This is a genomic window from Vitreoscilla stercoraria DSM 513, from assembly GCF_000382305.1.
In the GTDB taxonomy this organism is placed as follows: Bacteria; Pseudomonadota; Gammaproteobacteria; order Burkholderiales; family Neisseriaceae; genus Vitreoscilla; species Vitreoscilla stercoraria.
Map to the genome: position 1 here is coordinate 101,210 of NZ_KB908020.1, position 20,116 is coordinate 121,325.

The window sequence follows — 20,116 nt, forward strand, 5'->3', positions numbered from 1 at the left end:
TTAGAGTTTTGAAATAGGGAATTTTTCCCCTATTTCAAAAACACAATCAAATCAAATTTTACTTAAGCGTTGAGCCAATTGTTGTAATGGTTTGAGATTTTTTTCAACCAACTCTGCTTCGCCTATTAAAGCTCTTGGCACGCTGGCATTTAATGAATAAGCATAAGATTTTTCAAAACTGTCCCAAACAGGTACGGCAATGGCGGTAATGTCATTGCTAAATTCACCATCTGATACGGTATAACCGTTGTGTTCAAAAAATACTTTAGCTTCTTCAAACGTGGCTATTGCACCTTCTGATTGTGGCAATTGACGCAAAATGCGTTGTTGTTCTGTAGTTGTTTGATGGATGAAGTGCGCACGACCAATTGCGGTGCTGACAATCGGTACTTCTGAACCTATGCTTAATTGTACGGTTAATTTGGCAGGACTGCGGATGGACTGTAAATAATACATTTTGCCGTTGCGCTCGGTCGCTAAACTCACAGAAATTTGATGTTTTTGTGCCAATTCAATCATCAAAGGTGTACAGCGTTGTACAAATTGGCGCTGTTCTTCGGCAATATGACTCAGTCTGAAGCAGTTAGCCCCTAAATAGTATTCATGTCCTTGCTGGCGAATGAAATCTAATTTCATCAAAGTGTAGAGTAAACGTGACACTGTGGCTTTGGGTAAACCACTTTTCTCGCATAACAATTGGTGGGTCAATGGGCGCATTTCGTTATCAAATGCTGACATCAAACTGATGCCACGGGCCAAAGCTGTGACAAATTGCTTGTCATCATGCTCTTCTGCATATTGAATGGCATTTAAAAGTGAATCTAACACTAGACAACTCCGCTTTTTTTGTTACAATGGTTTCATATTGTAAAACATAATTTCGTTTAGCGAAACGATTTTTTTAAATCAAACTACATTATTTAGACCAACACAGGAGAAACACATGAGCCAAACACGTGCACCGTTTACTTGGGATGATCCATTGTTATTGTCACAACAATTGACTGAAGAAGAGCGCATGGTTTTTGACAGCGCCAACGACTTCTTTCAAAACGAATTGATGCCTGGCATTTTAGAAGCCAACCGCAATGAAAATTTTGATACCAACATCATGCGTCAATTGGGTGAAATGGGTTTCTTGGGCGTGACCATTGAAGGTTACGGCTGTGCAGGTATGTCGAGCGTGGCTTATGGTTTGATTGGTCGTGCTATTGAGCGCGTGGATTCAGGCTACCGTTCTGCAATGAGTGTGCAGTCTAGCTTGGTGATGCACCCCATTTATGCTTACGGTACTGAAGCGCAAAAAGACAAATACTTGCCTAAATTGGCGACAGGTGAATGGATTGGTTGTTTTGGCTTGACCGAGCCTAATGCGGGTTCTGATCCTGCTGGCATGCAAACTCGTGCTAAAAAAGTGCCAGGTGGTTATTCATTGTCTGGTTCAAAAATGTGGATCACCAACAGTCCTGTGGCAGACGTGTTTGTGGTTTGGGCCAAAGACGATGAAGGCGAAATCCGTGGTTTCATCTTGGACAAAGGCATGAAAGGTTTGTCTGCGCCAAAAATTCACGGCAAATTCTCTTTGCGTGCATCAATCACCGGTGAAATCGTGATGGACGAAGTGTTTGTGCCTGAAGAAAATGCCTTCCCAGACATTCGTGGTTTGAAAGGTCCATTTGGTTGTTTGAACAAAGCCCGTTATGGCATTGCTTGGGGTTCTATGGGTGCGGCAGAAGCTTGCTGGCACGCTGCACGCCAATACACTTTGGATCGTCATCAATTTGGTCGTCCTTTGGCGGCAACACAATTGGTACAGTTAAAATTGGCGAATATGCAAACTGAAATTGCATTAGGTTTACAGGCCGCTTTGCAAGTGGGTCGTTTGATGGACCAAGACCAAGCTGCACCTGAAATGATTTCTTTAATCAAGCGTAACAACTGTGGTAAAGCTTTGGACATCGCTCGTATTGCCCGTGATATGCATGGCGGCAATGGTATTGCAGACGAATTCCATGTGATTCGCCATGTGATGAACTTAGAGGCGGTGAACACTTATGAAGGTACTCATGACGTTCATGCTTTGATTTTGGGACGTGCTCAAACAGGTTTGCAAGCGTTTGCATAATATCGTGTCATTGAAGTTGTAAATGGTATTTTCAGGACGCTTAATGCGTCCTGAAACCCATCTAAAGATGAAAAAATAAATCAAATCGTATCAATACAAAGGATGACAACATGAGTACGACTGCGTTGGCAGGCATCAAAGTGGTGGATTTATCAAGGGTATTGGCAGGACCGAGTGCAACGCAATGTTTGGCTGATTTGGGTGCGGAAGTCATCAAAATTGAACGACCAAAAGAAGGTGATGAAACCCGTCATTGGGCACCACCGCAATTTGCAGATGGTACTTCGGCATATTTTTCTACGGTTAACCGCAACAAGCAGTCTTTGACTGTTGATATCAGCACGCCAGAAGGGCAAGAAATCATTCAAAAAATGATTCTAGATGCGGATGTGTTGGTGGAAAACTACAAAGTCGGCGGCCTGAAAAAATATGGTTTGGATTATGACAGCGTGAAAGCTTTGAATCCACGTTTGGTATATGCGTCTTTAACGGGTTTTGGTCACACTGGCCCTGATTCACATAAGCCAGGTTATGATTATATTATTCAAGGTTTGTCAGGTTTGATGAGCATCACCGGTCCTGAGCAAGGCATGCCACACAAAGTGGGCGTGGCGGTCGTGGATTTGTTTTCGGGCTTGAATTTGGTCATTGGCATACAGGCCGCTTTGTTAGCACGCTATCAAACAGGCACAGGCCAACATGTGGATGTGTCTTTGTTAGACAGTGCTGTGACCATGTTGGGCAATGTGGGTATGAATCATTTGGCCACAGGGAATGTACCACCGCGTTTGGGTAATGCTCACCCGAGTATTGTGCCGTATCAAGTGTTTGAAACCGCAGGTGGCCAGCATTTGATTTTGGCTTGTGGTAATGACAAACAATTTGCGGCGGTATGTAATGTGATGGGTCAAGATTGGAATCAAGAAGAGCGTTTTGAAACCAATCCTAAGCGTGTATTGCATCGCGAGGCTTTGATTGAATTGATGCAAGAAGAATTTTTAAGTCATACTCGTGATCAATGGTTGTCGGTATTTGAAGCAGCCCAAGTGCCTTGTGGGCCGATTAACAATATTGCAGAAGCCTTGGCAATGCCACAAGTGATCGAACGTGAAATGGTTATCGTGTTGCCAAAAAATGACACAGACATTTCTGTTTTAGGCTCTCCTATCAAGCTATCAGCTACGCCTGTGTCATATCGTACCGCCCCACCAAATTTGGGACAAGATACTGTTTCGGTATTAACAAACTTGGGTTATACTGCCGAACAAATTGAAAAACTACAACAGCAGGGCGTTGTTTAATTTGAATTTTTAATCATGAATGCCATGATTAAAAATTTTTAGAGCAATGTTACTGTAATCATAACAATAAAAGGAAGCCTCAAACATGATTGAGAACATTGAGCGTGACAGTATGCAATTTGATGTGGTGGTGGTGGGTGCAGGTCCATCGGGCTTGTCTGCTGCCATTCGTTTGAAGCAGTTGGCTGACAAAGCTGATAAAGAAATCAGCATTTGCGTGGTGGAAAAAGGCTCGGAAGTGGGCGCGCACATTTTGTCGGGCGCGGTGATTGACCCGATTTCTTTGACTGAATTGTTCCCCAATTGGAAAGAGCTGGGCGCACCACTGGATTGTCCTGTAACGGAAGACGCTTTGTTCTTTTTGAAAGAAGACAGTGCCAAACAATTGCCTACGCCACCTAATTTTCAAAACCACGGCAATTACATCATCAGTTTGGGCTTGTTAACCCGTTGGTTGGCGGAGCAAGCCGAAGGCATGGGCATTGAGATTTATCCAGGTTTTGCAGCGGCTGAAGTGTTGTACCACGCCGATGGCTCGGTACGCGGTATTGCCACAGGCGACATGGGCATTGGCAAAGATGGTGAAATGACCGACAATTTCGCCCCAGGTATGGAATTGCTGGCGCAGCAAACCATTTTCTCGGAAGGCTGTCGTGGTTCATTGACCAAAGGCTTGATTCAAAAATTCCAATTGGACAAAGATTCGGATGTGCAAACGTACGGTATCGGCATCAAAGAGTTGTGGGAAATTGATCCTGCTAAAGCCAAACCCGGTTATGTGCAACACACGATGGGCTGGCCTTTGGACACCAAAACCTATGGCGGTTCGTTCTTATACCATTTGAATGACAACCAAGTGGCAGTAGGGTTTGTGATTGGTTTGGATTATGAAAATCCATATTTGTCACCGTTTGAAGAGTTCCAACGTTTCAAAACCCATCCAGAGATTCGCAAAGTGTTTGAAGGCGGTCGTCGCATTGCTTATGGTGCGCGTGCCATTAGCGAAGGCGGTTTGCAAAGTTTGCCGAAAATTTCATTCCCGGGTGGTGTGTTGGTGGGTGATGCGGCAGGCTTTTTGAATGTGCCGCGCATCAAAGGCACACATACGGCGATGAAGTCGGGCATGTTGGCAGCGGAAACGGTCTTTGCCGCTTTGGAAGAATCGCAAGAGTCGTATGAAACTGCCAAAGAAGTGGCCACTTACCAAACAGCGTTTGAGCAAAGCTGGTTGTACACAGAATTACACGGTGTGCGTAACATTCGTCCATCGTTTAAATGGGGAATGTGGCCGGCGATGGCATTTTCAGCCATTGAAACGTATTTGTTCAAAGGCAAATCGCCTTGGACTTTGAAACATCACGGCTCAGACCACAGCAGTTTGAAAAAAGCCGCCAACAGCGTCAAAATCAATTATCCAAAACCCGATGGCGTGTTGACGTTTGACCGTTTGTCGAGCGTGTTTTTGAGTGGCACCAACCACGAAGAAAACCAACCTGCGCATTTGAAATTGAAAAATCCAGATGTGGCGATTAAGGTGAACTTCGATGAATACGCCAGCCCGGAAACACGTTATTGTCCTGCGGGCGTGTATGAAATTGTCGAACAAGACGATGGCAAACCACGTTTGCAAATCAATGCGCAAAACTGTGTGCATTGCAAAACATGCGACATCAAAGACCCAACGCAAAACATCAATTGGACGTGTCCTGAAGGCTCGGGTGGTCCGAATTACGCTACTATGTAAATAATGGTTGTTTTTGCACATGGTTGAGAAACTTACAGGATGCTTAGGCGTCCTGTAATCGTTTATCAATTGACTCGATTGGGTGCAAGGACAGAGTATGTGGTTCAAAATCAAAATTTGGATACGCAACCCAAGCAATACTTTGTGGTTGACACCTACGTTTGGCGCAATCATTGGCTTTTTGATTTCTTTTTTGGCCTATTTTTTAGACCGACAATTTGCCCATGCAGATTTGCCTGCGGTGAATGGTAATTTGATTCAAAGTCTGTTGACGGTGATTTCTTCGAGCATGTTGGCGGTATCGACTTTTTCTTTGTCTACCATGGTGGCAGCATATTCATCGGCATCCAATGGTGTGACTCCGCGCACGACCAAATTGGTGATGGGCGATGATAACAGTCGTGTTGCCATTGCCAGTTTCATTGCAGCATTTGTGTTTTCTTTGATTGCCCAAGTGACTTTGGGCTTGAATATTCTAGGCAATACAGGCCGCTTTGTTTTGCTTACCAGTACTGTGTTGATGTTGATATACGTGGTTTTTTCGTTGATTCGTTGGATTGGTGCTTTGTCGCAATTGGGGCGTTTGGGCAATACCATGGATAAGTTGAATAAAGTGGCATCAGATAGCTTATCGTATTGGCGTTTGCACCCGACCATGCAAGCGCATGCATCGGAATCTATGTGGGAAGATGGCATTTCTGTGTATGCGAAAAAGTGCCAATATGTCACGCATATCGATCAAGAGGCTTTGCAATTGTGGGCGAACAAACACCATGCACAGATTCAGTTGTGTGCGGTGCCGGGGGTATTGCTCAGTCCTGAGCGTATTTTGTTGAAAATTCGTGGTATTGAAGCACTCAGTGAGGCAGATTGTGCGTACATTGTCGATTGTTTTGTTTACAGTATTGTACGCGTGTATGAGCAAGATCCCCGTTATGGCATGATTGTGTTGAGTGAAGTGGCGCTGCGGGCTTTGTCTGTGGGTGTCAATGATCCAGGTACGTCGATTTTGGTCTTTAATCATATGTTAGAAGTGTTGGTTGATGCCAAGCCCAGCGCAGAACTCCAACAAAAGCGCGACGAACAAGGGGCGATTTTGTACCAACGCTTGCATGTGATGATGTTTGATGAAACAGACCTCATCAGCCAACCATTTGCACCGATTATTTTTTTTGCTGCCAATGATATGGTTTTGGTCGTTCGTTTATTGAAAATTTTGCACAAAATTTATGTCAATATTGAAGAAGCGCCATTGGCGGCTGAAGCCCAAGCGCAGGCGCAAATATTGATGCGTCGGGCACAAGAAAAACTGACATTTACCGATGATTGGAATATGGTGCAGAATTTGTATGTCCAATTGTTTGACGAGCAGCCCAGACCACAGCAATCATGATGATAGTGTAAAGCTGCTTGAATGGGTATTGAAGATGAACAAGCGTCCTGTAAGGTTTACAGGACGCTTGTTTTTTAATGCAATGATTGAAATTTATTTTGCAGGCACCGTGCCTATGCGCTGTGTCAAAGATTGGCGCGGTTCGCCAAATAAGCTGGCGTAATAAGTGGCGTTGGCCATCACTTTTTTCACATAATCACGCGTTTCGTTGAATGGAATGGTTTCGGCATAAATGGCACCTTCCAACGGCACGTTGGCACGCCATTGGCGCGCGCGGCCTGGGCCTGCGTTATAGCCTGCGGTGGCCATGGTTTCGCTGCCAGAAGAATTGCGCACATCGGCCAAATACCAAGTACCGAGTTTGATGTTGTGTTCAATGTCGTCCAAACCTGTGCTAGACGCACCGATTTTGCGTTCCACTTCGCGCGCGGTCGCTGGCATCAATTGCATCAAACCAGAGGCGCCCACGTGTGAGCGCGCACCGATCATGAAACGGCTTTCTTGACGAATCAAACCATAAGCCCATGCAGGGTCGATACCGACTTGGCGGGCATAGCGGGTGGTGATGTCTTTGTAAGGCGACATGTAACGAATGTTGAAGTCTAGCAAGTGATTGGTGCGGTCTGCCGCATAAATGGCCATCTCGTTAAAGCCTGCTTTTTGTGCCACTGCTGCCGCTGCCAACAAGCTAGACTCATTCAAATTGCGCACTGCATAACGCCATTGTTGTTGGGCAATATTGCGAACCGTACGATTATCGTTTGCCACGCTGGCATGGTACAAAGTCAAAGCACGCGCAATCGCTCCGTCTTGTGCGGCACGGGCTTTTTCTGCTTCTGAAGCTGGTTTGGCATTGCTATTGGTGCTTACTTTGCCACCCAAAGCTTCAAGCGCCATCAAAGCATAGAAATTACGACCTGATTGTGAGGCTTTTTGGAACAGTTGTTGTGCTTGGGCGCTTTGACCCATCGCTTGCAAAGCTCGTGCACGCCAATATTGCCAATCTTCTTTGTTTTGCAATTTGGCAGGCATGGCAGCGATAATGTTATTGACTTCTTGCCAACGGCTAAAGCGCAGTGCCGAACGCACATACCATTCCCATTGTTCTTCGTCCAATTGTGCGCGGTCTGCTTGGTTAAACAATTGCAAAGCCACACCGAAGTTTTGGCTTTTGGCATGGGTTTCACCTGCAGCACCATACGCAAAACCAGCTTGTTCACGGCTTAAGTTGCCTGAAATCGCAGCGATGCGGTTGCCAATATTATTGTCTTTGCGAGCATTGGCATTGGTCACTGAATAAAGCAATGATTCTTGTGCTGCCATGCCACTGCCATTTAAGCTGCCTAAAGCGCTAGGCAAGGGCTGACCAATGGCTGCGGCTAAATTGCGTGCATCGGTGATTTGATTGTTAGAGAGCAAGCCACGAATGCGTGACCACACTTGGTTTTGATTCAGGCCGCTTGCAGATTGTTGTAATAAGGTATTGCAACCTGCTGGCAATTTGCCATGTTCCAAAATCAAATTAGATACCAATTGGGTATTGCGTTCGGCGCCGCTTAATTGAGCGTAACATTGGTTTTCTTGGTCTATGCCGCCTTTGTCTAATTTGGCATATTCAGCATTGAATGTAGACCACTGACCACGCGCACCCAAGTTTTTGAGCCATTGATTGCGCACACGTTCTGCCATGGCGTTGTCGCTGGTTTGTTGGTTTAAGAAATTTATCGCAGCTTGGTCATTGCCCACAGCGCGCAAAGCGTCCAAAGTCGGTTGGTATTGGGCATAATCGCTCATCACTTTTGATGAAGATTCTACGGTTTTATTGGAAAATTGCACGTGCGGCTTGTGCTCGCTAGGCGTAACGGTTTCGACAGGGGCTTCTCTTTGAGTAGAGCAGGCGGCCAATGCCACTACTGCGGTGATGACACTGATGCGCCAAATTGTATTTTGCATATTTTATTTCCCTATTTGCGCCAATAAGCAGGCGTAAACAATACCAACAAAGTGAAAATTTCCAAACGACCTAATAACATGACAAACAAACACAACCATTTTTGTAAATCAGTAAAGTAACCGAAAGTATAGCTTGGACCGACGTTGCCAAGACCTGTACCCAAATTGGAAATACAAGCGACCATGGCAGTCATGGCAGTCATGAAGTCCAATCCTGTGATCATCATCAAAAAAGTAAAGACGATGATGGTGGTGCAATAAACGAATACAAAGGCCAAAATGGTCAGCGCCATGCGTTCAGGGACAGGATTGCCATTGATTTTAACCCGAGAAACGGCGTTTGGGTGAAGCAATAATGTCATTTCTCGTAAACTGAATTTGAATAAAACGATGGCACGAATGGTTTTGATACCACCACCGGTGGAACCTGCGTTGGACAAAAAGTTGGTTAACAAGATGAGCCAGAGCGACAAAACCAAAGGCCAAGTGCCAAAGTCGGCATTGGCAAAACCCGTTGCCATCGCCACTGAAATCGTGGTGAAAGCCACATAGCGAAAAGCGTTTGGCAGCGAATAAAAATCAATCGCCCACATGTACAAAGTGCCGGTGATAATGGTAAATGCCAAAATATAAATGGTGACTCTGACTTCAATATCACGCCAATATTCACGTAAACTGCGATGTGAAAAGGCTTGGAAGTGATTGGCAAAATTCAGGCCGCCTACCAACACACCGCACGCAATAATGGCTTCTATCATGGGTGAATTGAAAAAGGCCAAGCCATTGGAATGGGTGGAAAAGCCGCCCAAAGAAATGGTGGTCAACGCATGGCACAAAGCATCAAACCAAGACATTCCTGCCAAACGCAAAGCCAACCACAAAACCAGCGTGAACAAAACATAAATGCCCCACATGGCTTTGGCGGTTTGGGCAATGCGAGGAGAGAGTTTGTTGGTTTTGTTGATGCCATTCATTTCTGCGCGGTATAACTGCATACCACCGACACCAATCAGCGGTAAAATCGCCACCGCCAAGACAATAATGCCCATACCGCCAAACCATTGCAGCAAAGCGCGCCAAAAATTAATCGATGGTGGCAGTGAATCCACATCTTTGATGACCGTGGCACCTGTGGTGGTCAAACCTGACATGGCTTCAAAATAAGCATCGGTGATGGTAATTTCGGGGACGGCCAAATACATGGGTATGGCGGCCATAAAGGCAAATCCTACCCACAAAACCACTGCCAGCGTACAACCGTCGCGCGGTTTGAGTTCACGTTGGTATTTGGCAGTTAAGACCCACACTACGAATGAGCCTAACATGGACAACATGGAAATGGTGGTTAATTGCATGCCCAAACCATCACCAAAAAGCCAAGAAATACCCGCAGGCAATAGCAATAATGCCGCAAATAACACGCCCAATTTGGACAAAATGTGCACAATGGGCAGCAATTTATACATAGAAGCTGCCTCGCTTTAAAAGAAACCGAATTTCACCGCAATGGCTTTTTCCAATTCTTGGACATGGCGGCTGTAAGCGACAAAGAAAATCACATGGTCACCTTCTTGTAAAATCCAATCGCGTTGGTGCGCCATCGTCCACTCACCATCACGCCCGACTGCCGCAAAATAACAACTGGTTGGCAATTTGATTTCTTGCAAACGCCGACCAACCATTTTGGACGTTTTGCGATCGCCATGCAAAATCACTTCCAATACTTCGGCTGTGCCATGGCGCAAAGGTTGCACCGACACCACGTCGCCACGACGAATGTGTGACAAAATCGAGCCGATGGTCACCAAATGCGGTGAAACGACAATGTCAATTTGATTGCCTTGGAGCAAATCCACATAAGATGTACGGTTGATGATGGTGATGATTTGGTCGGCGCCCAAATTATTGGCAAGCAAACTGGACATCACATTGTCTTCATCGTCATTGGTCAAGGCACAAAACACGTCGACTTCGTCTATGTTTTCTTGTATCAACAAGGCTTCATCGGTGGCTGAGCCTTTTAAGACCAACGTATTGTGTAAATTGTCCGCCAGCCATTCGGCGCGGTTTTGATTGAATTCGATGATTTTGACGTTGTATTGTTTTTCTAACAGTTTGGCAAGGCGATAACCGATATTGCCGCCACCTGCAATCATGACCCGTTTGCCGGGTTTGTCATCAGGTCGGAACAAGCGCAAAATATCGTTCATGTGTTCGGTGCGCGCGAGCACATAAATCTCATCGCCTTCAATAATCATGGTGTCACTGTTGGGAATGACCAAACGACCATTGCGGTAAATCGCTGAAATTTGGCAATCAATGTGCGAGCGTGCCATCAATGATAACACTTCTTGCATATGCAATAATTTTTTGCCCAATATGGTGCCGCCAGCCTCAGCTTTAATCACTGTTAAACGAATGGCATCATCGTTGAAACTCAATACTTGCAAAGCCAATGAATATTGAAACAAGCCAAATAATTGTTCGGTTACCAATTGTTCAGGACGGATGTAATATGACACATTGAAAATATTTTTGTCTAAATTGGCACCATCCAAATCTTCTAAATCTAAAGCATGCACCAAATCACCTTGACGCACCCGCGCAATAGATTCAGGTGTATTGAACATCCGATAAGCCAATTGGCAGGCAACCAAATTGGTTTCATCACTGCCTGTTAAAGCCAATAATAAATCACTGTCTTCAATTTGAGCGGCCTGTAAGATTTGAGGGGACGAACTAGAGCCTACAATCGTCTGAATGTCCAAGCTGTCGCTTAAGCGCTGTAAGGCTTGTGCATCGTTATCGATAACGGTGACGTCATTATTGGGTTGTTGTGCCAAACTTTTTGCGACAGCAGAACCCACTTGACCACAACCCAATATCAGTATTTTCATACACGCACTCGTGAAAAATTCAATGGTGACCATTCTAGCTAAGTTTTGAACATTTGAAACGCATGAGCAGCATTTGGCCTGTGTTTTGTACTATGAATATCATAGTATGAGTGTGTAGCGGATGACGGTTTGGGCATAAAACGTTAGAATATATGGCTGAGTATTTAACACCTCACCATAACAAAAAGGTTAATCCATGACTGTAATCAAGCAACAGGATTTCATCCAAAGCATTGCCGATGCATTTCAATTCATCAGCTATTATCATCCAAAAGACTTTATTCAAGCCTTGACCAAAGCTTGGGAAAAAGAAGAAAACCCAGCGGCAAAAGACGCAATGACCCAAATTTTGGTCAACAGCCGCATGTGTGCCGAAGGTCGTCGCCCGATTTGCCAAGACACGGGCATTGCGGTGGTGTTCTTGAAAGTGGGCATGAACGTGCAGTGGGATGCGGAATTGTCGGTACAAGACATGGTCAACGAAGGCGTGCGCCAAGCGTATGCGGCAGCGGGCAATCCGTTGCGTGCGTCGATTTTGCGCGATCCTGCGGGCAAACGCCAAAACACCAAAGACAATACACCAGCAGTCGTTCATATGGAAATCGTTAAAGGCGATAAAGTGGAAGTGATTTGTGCGGCCAAAGGCGGTGGTTCTGAAAACAAATCCAAATTGGCGATGTTGAATCCTTCTGATTCGATTGTGGATTGGGTTTTGAAAACCGTTCCGACCATGGGCGCAGGTTGGTGTCCTCCGGGCATTTTGGGCATTGGTATTGGTGGCACGCCTGAAAAAGCGGCCTTGATGGCAAAAGAATCGTTGATGGGTCACATTGATATCCAAGAATTGCAAGAAAAAGCTGCTTCAGGCGCTGAATTGTCTACGGTGGAAGCGTTGCGCTTGGAGTTGTTTGAAAAAGTGAATGCTTTGGGCATTGGTGCGCAAGGCTTGGGCGGCTTGACCACAGTTTTGGATGTGAAGATTTTCGATTATCCAACGCATGCAGCGTCAAAACCTGTGGCGATGATTCCGAACTGTGCGGCAACGCGTCACGTGGAATTTGAATTGGATGGTTCAGGTCCTGCGGTTTTGGAAGCGCCAAGCTTGGAAGATTGGCCTGATATCACGTACGATCCGACCAATGGCAAACGCGTGAATTTGGATACTTTGACCAAAGAAGAAGTGGCATCTTGGAAAATTGGCGACGTGTTGCTTTTGAATGGCAAAATTTTGACCGGTCGCGACGCAGCGCATAAACGTTTGGTGGACATGATTAACAATGGCGAAGAGTTGCCAGTGGACTTCACCAATCGCGTGATTTATTACGTAGGTCCAGTCGATCCTGTTGGCAATGAAGTGGTTGGCCCTGCAGGCCCAACGACTGCCACGCGCATGGACAAATTCACCCGCACGATGTTGGAACAAACTGGTTTGCTCGGTATGATTGGCAAATCTGAGCGGGGCCCTGTGGCATGTGAAGCGATTGCCGACAACAAAGCGGTGTATTTGATGGCAGTGGGCGGCTCGGCTTACTTGGTGTCCAAAGCGATTAAAACGGCCAAAGTGTTGGCGTTTGAAGAATTGGGCATGGAAGCGATTTACGAATTCGATGTCAAAGACATGCCTGTGACTGTTGCCGTTGACCCAACTGGCCAATCGGTACATGCGATCGCACCAAAACAATGGCAAGCGAAAATTGGTATTATTCCGGTTGATGCTTGATTATTGATGTGATGGCATGAAAGAGGCGTCCTGTAAGGTTTACAGGACGCTTTTTATCATTAATTTTGTCTCATTTCACAAGTTAGATAGTTGTTTCTATTTCAGCCTGTGTTACATTTAGCTGCTCAACAAGATTGATCATTTGTTCAATCGATTGCTTTAATTCTGATTCTGTATATTTGTTGGCTTGCATGGTTACATTTTCAGGGTGATGGACATGATTTCTGATAAATGTTTGGAGGGTTGTTGATTCAGGATTTTGTACAATACCTTTATTTTCTCTAATCCATGTTTTATCTAATGCAATACCTTGAGCACTAAGCCATTGGTCAACTTTAACATTGTTATAGAGGTTATTTAGTTCTTGTAAGTAACCATACAATTCATTGTGTAACTCAACAGTAGGTAAGTTGTATGCTTTATAACTAATCTCACCCCAAGAAGGACTCCATGGGAACAAGGGTGATGTATTAATAGCTTCAATGGTATTTTGATTGTTTATTTTTTTCAAAATAAACAATCCCGCATTTCTAATTTCTGTTGATGACAAAATAAATGGTGAGTGGGTAGTGATAAAAACTTGTTTGGTTTTTGAAATCAACATAATGGCATCCAAAAGCTTTTTTTGTCCCATTGGATGCAGGCATATTTCAGGTTCATCTATAAACAAATAAAATGGCTTAGAAATAGTAGTATTGTTGGCAGTAGAGGTTAATTCTGCATAAACTTGCAGTAAAGACAAAGCGACGGCTCTTTGCATGCCATGACCTTTTTCATTCATAGGCACTTCAACGCCATCATCAATAACAATGTTAGCTGTTTTGAAAAAATTGTCTATTTGTAATTCTTCAAAGCGAAATGAAATATTAGCATCGCCAAATTGAGATGAAAAAACGGTTTGTATTTGTTGTTCAATTTCAGAGATTTTAACCCTTAAATCAGAAGTTGGATTGTTAAATAAATTGTGATAATTACTTTGAAATGCCTCATATTCTGGAGTACTTGAGTGCCCAATTGCAATTTCCTTCAAAAGCGAACCACATATTGTTGAAGCTCCGAATTTTGCTTCATCGCTTGGATTGGTATCTGCCCATATAAAATTATTGTCATAAATTTTTTTGAATGGCGCATCGATGCCTGATGGATTTGAATAATTTTGTTGGGTATTATTCCAAAAATTTATCGTTTTTATATCATTTGGAGTTGCTTGGTTCCATTGCCTCTTAACTCTAAAATGTTCGACATTATTTTGACATTGAAAGATGGCGTTTGTAAAAGAGTTGATTTTATTTGCTTGTACATAATTGTTTACGACATCGCTAATATTTCCTACGTATGTTACTTCAACTGAAAAATCATTCAACTGAATGTTAGGGTCAGATTTGTTGACTATTAAAGAAGGTTCTTTTCTAGAGCTATCTTTTAAAAAATCCAAAGCTTCAAAAATGGTCGATTTACCAGAATTGTTTTCCCCAATAAAAATATTCAGACCGCTGCCTTCATGAATGCCATCAGGCATATTGAAAGATAAATCGTGAGTAGAGTGAAAGCCTTTGAAGTTTTCAATGGTTAACGATTTGATAAACATATTAAATTCCCCCTTGTGTTGTTAATTAAAAATATATGACATGATAATTATTAAAGTCAAAAATTTTAATTAAAATAGTTATTTATTGTGAAAATTTAATATAATTTTTTATAAAAGGCGTCCTGTAACTTTTACAGGACGCCTTATTCACTCTATACAATCAAAAAACCGTCTCAAACCACACGCACAATCAATTCATAACCCGTGTATTTGCGAATGTTAATCACGCCTGTGTCGAGCAGCAAATATTGTCCCTTGATGCCTTGTAATTTGCCACGCACGGTAGGTGTTTTATCCAAATTGTGCGATTTGACTTTTTCAGGATACACATTCACAGGGTAGGCAAATTCGCGCATATTTTCTTGATTCAAAATGGTGATGCCTTCTTCAAAATCGGATTTTTGCGCAAACTCATCGCGAATTTCGGCGATTTTCGGCTCAAACTCGTTCAATAATTCGTCGCGTACCGTTTCCAAATTCAAGCTCGATGCTTCGCCTTTGAGCAATTTGCGCCAATCGGTTTTGTCGGCAACTTGTTCGCCAAACATCACTTCTAGTTTGCCTGACAAACGGCGCGAACCGACTTGCATGATGGGCAAAGCTTGGGTTGCGCCTTGGTCTAGCCAACGCGTGGGCATTTGTCCTAAGCGTGTGATGCCGACTTTCAGGGCGCTGGAATTGGCCAAATAGACAATGTGCGGCTGAAAACATACCGATTGCGCAAACGATTCTTCGCGGCAGGTGCCGACATGGTAATGGCAGGTTTCGGGTTTCATGATGCACATGTCACATGCGGCTTTGGTTTTGAAACACTTAAAACAATGCCCTTGTGAGTAGGATTTGGGCGTTTTTTTGCCGCAAGAGACGCAGTAAATATTGCCCGTCCAAGTCAATTCTACTTCTTGACCCAATGCCAATGGTGTGTCGATGACGGCTTCATCCAAAATAAAGCGGTATTGGACTTGTTGTTTGCTGGGATTGGATGCGCTGTCTGATGACATCAAATCGGTGTGCATTTTATGGCATACGCCTTGATATTGCATAAAAAACTCTTTTATAAATGGACAGCAGCTTGGAATTGGAAAAGCTAGTTTGGAGGTGTGGCTGCTGTGTGGGTGGATGCCGATAGAAGGTTTAGATTATACAAGATGCCATCGTAAAAATTGGTTTGAATCCCTTAATGTTGGCGTAGGTTTTCTTAATCGTTGCCTAGGGATATGGAATATTGAGAGGTGAGACCTGATTTTACTAAGCGTCTTGTCAACCTTACAGGACGCTTAGTGATGGCGGTCACATTGTTTTTTAGCAAACGTATTGCTATCAAAATCAAACTGCTGCTGCTGCGTTGTAGAAGTATTGCAGATATTCATCTTATCGGTGTGTGCATAAGAGGCGTAATCGGTTAAAATGGAGTCCATCTCAAGCCGCCTATCTTTAGGCACTCATTTGGATTAGGAATCTGTCATACATGAGCGACTCTTTAAGTTATCGCGATGCTGGTGTCGATATCGACGCTGGCGATCAATTGGTTGAAAACATCAAGCCGTTTGCAAAACGAACCATGCGTCCTGAAGTATTGGGCGATTTGGGTGGTTTTGGTGCGTTGGTGGAAATCAGCAAGAAATACCAAAACCCTGTTTTGGTGTCAGGCACTGACGGTGTGGGTACCAAATTGAAGTTGGCTTTTGATTGGGACAAACACGATACAGTCGGCATCGACTTGGTTGCCATGAGTGTGAACGATATCTTGGTGCAAGGCGCTGAGCCATTGTTCTTCTTGGATTATTTCGCTTGCGGCAAATTGGACGTGGCTCGCGCTACTGACGTCATCAAAGGCATTGCGCAAGGTTGTGAAGAATCAGGCTGTGCATTGATTGGCGGCGAAACGGCTGAAATGCCAGGCATGTACCCTGAAGGCGAATACGATTTGGCAGGTTTTGCTGTTGGTGTGGTGGAAAAAGACCAAGTTATCAATGGTCGTTCTATCGTGGCAGGCGACGTGGTGTTGGGTTTGGCATCTAACGGTGCACACTCAAACGGTTATTCTTTGGTACGCAAAATCATTGAGCGCGACAATCCTGATTTGGATGCAGCCGGCTTTGATGGCGACAAAACTTTGCGCCAAGCGATCATGGCACCGACTCGTTTGTATGTGAAACCTGTATTGGCGGCTTTGAAAGAATTCACCATCAAAGGCATGGCGCACATCACCGGTGGCGGCATCACTGAAAACGTGCCACGCGTGTTGCCTGAAAATACCGTGGCGCAAATCGATGCAGCGTCTTGGGAATTGCCAAAATTGTTCCAATGGTTGCAACAAGCGGGCAATGTTCAGGCACAAGAAATGTACCGCACGTTTAACTGTGGCATCGGTATGGTGGTTGTGGTTGCAGCGGAAGACGCAGACCGTGCACAAGCATTCTTGAGCGAACAAGGCGAAACCGTTTACCGTTTGGGCGCGATTCGTGAGCGTCAAGGCGATGAGCATCAAACCCAAGTGGCTTAAGTTTTAGATTCAAAATCAAAGCGTCCTGTAACAGTTTACAGGACGCTTTTTTATGCACATCGATTTTAAACAGTGGATTTGCAAGAGGCTTGTTTCAAAGCAATATTGGCCACTTGGTTGTGACGGATGGTGAATTCCCAACTGGCGTCGCCACGATTGTTATATGGCAAGACGTCGTGGATGAAATTGGCATCGCCAAACAAGGCTTTGACTTGTTGAACATCGTCTTGCAAATGAATGCCGCCTAATGCCCATTTGCCATCGTAAATGACAATTTGGCTGACCATGGGTTGTTTGTGGTACTCGGTAAAGGTGATGCTCATGCCAGGATAATGCCATTGCATATTGTTAGATTCAGGGTCGCAAGTGTTGTAAATGTATTGGTCTTGATCGTTAGGATTGCCTAATGCTAACAAAACGGTTTCTGTATTGTCATTGAGTTGGATACCGTTGACCGCTGGCGTGGGCAATTCGGATGGGATTTGTACTCCTATGCCAAAAATCACTGCCAAGATGATGAATTTATACATAAGAACCCCCTAATTGAGGAAGAAAATGAGTCAGGCATAAAGCTATTTAGAAAGCATGAACTTAGCCTAAGTTTCATTCTACGCATGAATAAATTTTTGTTGCAGATGTCAGCAGATAAGAGGTCAATTGTGAGGGTTTTGTGGTAAAAAATCGAATAGCATAGCGGTCTCAAATCCTTTGCTTGGATTAACGCAGTTAATTCACGGCAAAAACGGCATTTAAGGCTACAATAGCGCTCTGTTAAATTTTAATACTTTGGGTTTATGAACGCGAAAACTTTGGATGCTATCAAGCCGTTTTTGGATTGGATTCCATTAATTGTCTTTTTTTACATTTATAAAACGACTGAGGGCGAGGGCAGCGAGCATATTATTGCAGCGACGACAGGCTTATTAATTGCTACTTTGATTGTGTATGGCTTGATGTTTGTGTTGCAAAAATTCACATTGGAAAAACGCCAGTGGTTGGTGGTGGTGTTGACGGTGGTGTTTGGTGGCTTGACGATGGCATTCCAAGACGATTTTTACATTCGTTTGAAAGCACCGATTATCAATGCGGTGTTTGCGTTTGGCTTGGCGATGAGTCCATTGTTTTTAGGCGGTACTCCGGGCATCCAAAAAATGTTAGGTCCAATTTTTGAGATGACGCCGAAACAATGGATGAAACTCAATTGGGTTTGGGTTGGATTTTTCACACTGATGGCGGTTTTACAAGCGTTGTTTGCCTTTGTATGGGTGGAATATTGGGCGATGTTCACCGCTTTTGGTGACATGATTGTGATGGTGGTGTTTATGGTGGCGCAATTTTGGTTTTTGCGTGGTTTTATGCGCAAAGACATCAAATAATATATTGAGATGTTGAGTCTGCATATACAAAAGCGTCCTGTAAATTACAGGACGCTTTTTAGATTATTTGGCGTTGACCAATGCCGAATTTGGCAAGCCAAATGTTTTGTCAAACAACCATTGAAAACCAAATTGGTACACCATGAAAAACAACATCAAACCGATGTTGGTCGCCAAAGCCGCTTGCCAAGAAATCGCCAACCAAAATGCTGTAATCGGTACTACCAGCAAACCGAAGCCGGCTTCAAAACCCAAAGCATGGATAATGCGGCGTTTTAAAGTACGGGTGGTGTCTGCTTGGCGGGCTTCCCACATTTCAAACAAATAATTGAAAGCCATATTCCAAAACAAAGCCAACATAGACAAAATCACCGACAAACTGGCAGCATTAGATAAACTTTTACCAAATAAGGTGGCTACAAAAGGCGATACCATGATGATCGCTAAAACTTCGTAGCTGATGGCTTGAACAATTTTGCGTTTTAAGCCTTGCAATTGCATAAAAACCTCTTTTAGAATCATGAATATGTTGGAATGACAAGCAGTATAAAAAAATACAGTGGTTTTTACAAACGAGTTTTATTGCTCAAGCATTAGAAAAACTAAATCATGTTCAAAGATTTACCCTTGAATGCCTTGCGTGCGTTTGAAGCGACTGCCCGTTTGGGCGAGATTAAGCTGGCAGCGCAAGAATTGTTTGTGACCCCTGCAGCGGTATCACAGCAATTGAAAAAATTAGAGCAACACCTACAATTGAATTTGTGGGAGCGACATGCCAATCAAATTGTGTTAACCGCAATAGGGGCGCAATTGTATGAAGTGTGTCACCGCAGTTTGTTTGATTTGCAAGCGGGCATACAAACATTGCGCCCTGAAAAAAGGGCTTTGAGCGTGTGTGTGCAAATGCCTACCACGATGGCGAGTTTGTGGTTGATTCCACGTTTGGGCGATTTTTACCGCCAATATCCTGATATTGACGTGCGTTTATTGACCAGTGGCGAATGGCGTTTGCCTGATTCTGATTTGAATATTGATGTGTTTTTGCGCTGTTTGCCTGAGCAAGAGGCGTTTGATGCGCAATTCGGTTATGAACCATTGTTCGCAGAAAGCATGAGCGTGTATGCTTCGCCTCATTTTTATTGGCAAGATGCGGTGAATGTGATTGCGATTCAATCTGATGATTGTGTTTACCAAGCCATGAATTGGCGGGTGTGGTTAGAGAAATATGCGCATTTGGGCGTGCAAGTGGGGCAGACGCGGGTGTTTGATACAGAAAATGATGCAATACAAGCAGCGATTGCTGGCTATGGCTTGGTGTTGGCCAGCGATGCTTTGGTTTCTAAAACGGTAGAACAAGGTTTGCTCAGACCCATATTTCCACAACACAGCTTGGTGTGGCATGAGTCTTATTATGCGGTGTATCGTTTGGCACGACAGCGACATACGGCGGTAGCGACATGGTTGAAGTGGTTGCAAGAGCAAGCGTATTTGCAAAAAACATAATATCAAAATA

At 44.1% G+C, this 20,116-nt stretch carries 17 protein-coding genes; 8 read left to right on the top strand and 9 right to left on the bottom strand.

Annotated elements, in window-relative coordinates; genetic code table 11:
- Positions 1–51 precede the first annotated feature (51 nt).
- A complete protein-coding gene (locus H150_RS0103115; protein WP_019957589.1) occupies positions 52–828 on the bottom strand; it encodes an IclR family transcriptional regulator in 777 nt (258 codons plus the stop codon).
- Positions 829–943: 115 nt separating this feature from the next.
- On the opposite strand from H150_RS0103115, the gene H150_RS0103120 reads away from it, so the two are divergent.
- The 4 genes from H150_RS0103120 (at position 944) to H150_RS13615 (ending at position 6,563) form a co-directional block, all read left to right on the top strand.
- Complete coding sequence (locus H150_RS0103120) at positions 944–2,125, top strand: acyl-CoA dehydrogenase (RefSeq protein WP_019957590.1); 1,182 nt, start codon at positions 944–946, stop codon at positions 2,123–2,125.
- 110 nt (positions 2,126–2,235) lie between these two features.
- Positions 2,236–3,426, top strand: coding sequence for a CaiB/BaiF CoA transferase family protein (locus H150_RS0103125; protein ID WP_019957591.1), 1,191 nt, complete (start codon positions 2,236–2,238; stop codon positions 3,424–3,426).
- Positions 3,427–3,511: 85 nt separating this feature from the next.
- Positions 3,512–5,170, top strand: coding sequence for an electron transfer flavoprotein-ubiquinone oxidoreductase (locus tag H150_RS0103130; RefSeq protein WP_019957592.1), 1,659 nt, complete (start codon positions 3,512–3,514; stop codon positions 5,168–5,170).
- A 97-nt stretch (positions 5,171–5,267) separates the two neighbouring features.
- On the top strand, positions 5,268–6,563 hold the full coding sequence (locus H150_RS13615) for a DUF2254 domain-containing protein (protein WP_019957593.1): 1,296 nt from the start codon (positions 5,268–5,270) through the stop codon (positions 6,561–6,563).
- 93 nt (positions 6,564–6,656) lie between these two features.
- On the opposite strand, the gene H150_RS0103140 is transcribed toward H150_RS13615, so the two are convergent.
- The 3 genes from H150_RS0103140 to trkA are packed head-to-tail and all read right to left on the bottom strand — an operon-like array spanning position 6,657 to position 11,413.
- A complete protein-coding gene (locus H150_RS0103140; protein ID WP_019957594.1) occupies positions 6,657–8,516 on the bottom strand; it encodes a lytic transglycosylase domain-containing protein in 1,860 nt (619 codons plus the stop codon).
- 11 nt (positions 8,517–8,527) lie between these two features.
- Positions 8,528–9,982, bottom strand: a complete 1,455-nt coding sequence (locus H150_RS0103145; protein WP_019957595.1) for a TrkH family potassium uptake protein — start codon at positions 9,980–9,982, stop codon at positions 8,528–8,530.
- Positions 9,983–9,997: 15 nt separating this feature from the next.
- The gene (trkA, locus tag H150_RS0103150) at positions 9,998–11,413 is read right to left on the bottom strand and encodes a Trk system potassium transporter TrkA (RefSeq protein WP_026353423.1); all 1,416 of its coding nucleotides are present in this window, start codon (positions 11,411–11,413) and stop codon (positions 9,998–10,000) included.
- A 196-nt stretch (positions 11,414–11,609) separates the two neighbouring features.
- Between trkA and H150_RS0103155 the strand changes: the two genes are divergently transcribed.
- Positions 11,610–13,133, top strand: a complete 1,524-nt coding sequence (locus H150_RS0103155; protein ID WP_019957597.1) for a fumarate hydratase — start codon at positions 11,610–11,612, stop codon at positions 13,131–13,133.
- Between the two features lie 82 nt (positions 13,134–13,215).
- Here H150_RS0103155 and H150_RS0103160 read toward each other — a convergent pair whose 3' ends face one another.
- The 3 genes from H150_RS0103160 to H150_RS15075 all read right to left on the bottom strand — a co-directional run bounded on the left by H150_RS0103160 (position 13,216) and on the right by H150_RS15075 (position 16,139).
- On the bottom strand, positions 13,216–14,721 hold the full coding sequence (locus tag H150_RS0103160) for an ATP-dependent nuclease (protein WP_019957598.1): 1,506 nt from the start codon (positions 14,719–14,721) through the stop codon (positions 13,216–13,218).
- Positions 14,722–14,894: 173 nt separating this feature from the next.
- Positions 14,895–15,764 (bottom strand): DUF2797 domain-containing protein, encoded by an 870-nt coding sequence (locus H150_RS0103165; protein WP_019957599.1) that lies wholly within the window; start codon positions 15,762–15,764, stop codon positions 14,895–14,897.
- Between the two features lie 234 nt (positions 15,765–15,998).
- Positions 15,999–16,139 (bottom strand): hypothetical protein, encoded by a 141-nt coding sequence (locus H150_RS15075; protein ID WP_155970388.1) that lies wholly within the window; start codon positions 16,137–16,139, stop codon positions 15,999–16,001.
- A gap of 50 nt (positions 16,140–16,189) precedes the next feature.
- Here H150_RS15075 and purM point away from each other — a divergent pair, with 50 nt between their 5' ends.
- On the top strand, positions 16,190–17,227 hold the full coding sequence (gene purM / locus H150_RS0103170; protein WP_019957600.1) for a phosphoribosylformylglycinamidine cyclo-ligase: 1,038 nt from the start codon (positions 16,190–16,192) through the stop codon (positions 17,225–17,227).
- Between the two features lie 65 nt (positions 17,228–17,292).
- Here the strand turns inward: purM and H150_RS0103175 are convergent, their stop codons facing one another.
- On the bottom strand, positions 17,293–17,757 hold the full coding sequence (locus H150_RS0103175; RefSeq protein WP_019957601.1) for a hypothetical protein: 465 nt from the start codon (positions 17,755–17,757) through the stop codon (positions 17,293–17,295).
- A 264-nt stretch (positions 17,758–18,021) separates the two neighbouring features.
- On the opposite strand from H150_RS0103175, the gene ispZ reads away from it, so the two are divergent.
- On the top strand, positions 18,022–18,603 hold the full coding sequence (gene ispZ, locus H150_RS0103180) for a septation protein IspZ (RefSeq protein ID WP_019957602.1): 582 nt from the start codon (positions 18,022–18,024) through the stop codon (positions 18,601–18,603).
- Positions 18,604–18,666: 63 nt separating this feature from the next.
- Here ispZ and H150_RS0103185 read toward each other — a convergent pair whose 3' ends face one another.
- The gene (locus H150_RS0103185; RefSeq protein ID WP_019957603.1) at positions 18,667–19,104 is read right to left on the bottom strand and encodes a PACE efflux transporter; all 438 of its coding nucleotides are present in this window, start codon (positions 19,102–19,104) and stop codon (positions 18,667–18,669) included.
- Between the two features lie 108 nt (positions 19,105–19,212).
- On the opposite strand from H150_RS0103185, the gene H150_RS0103190 reads away from it, so the two are divergent.
- A complete protein-coding gene (locus H150_RS0103190; protein WP_019957604.1) occupies positions 19,213–20,106 on the top strand; it encodes a LysR substrate-binding domain-containing protein in 894 nt (297 codons plus the stop codon).
- The last annotated feature ends 10 nt before the right edge of the window (positions 20,107–20,116 follow it).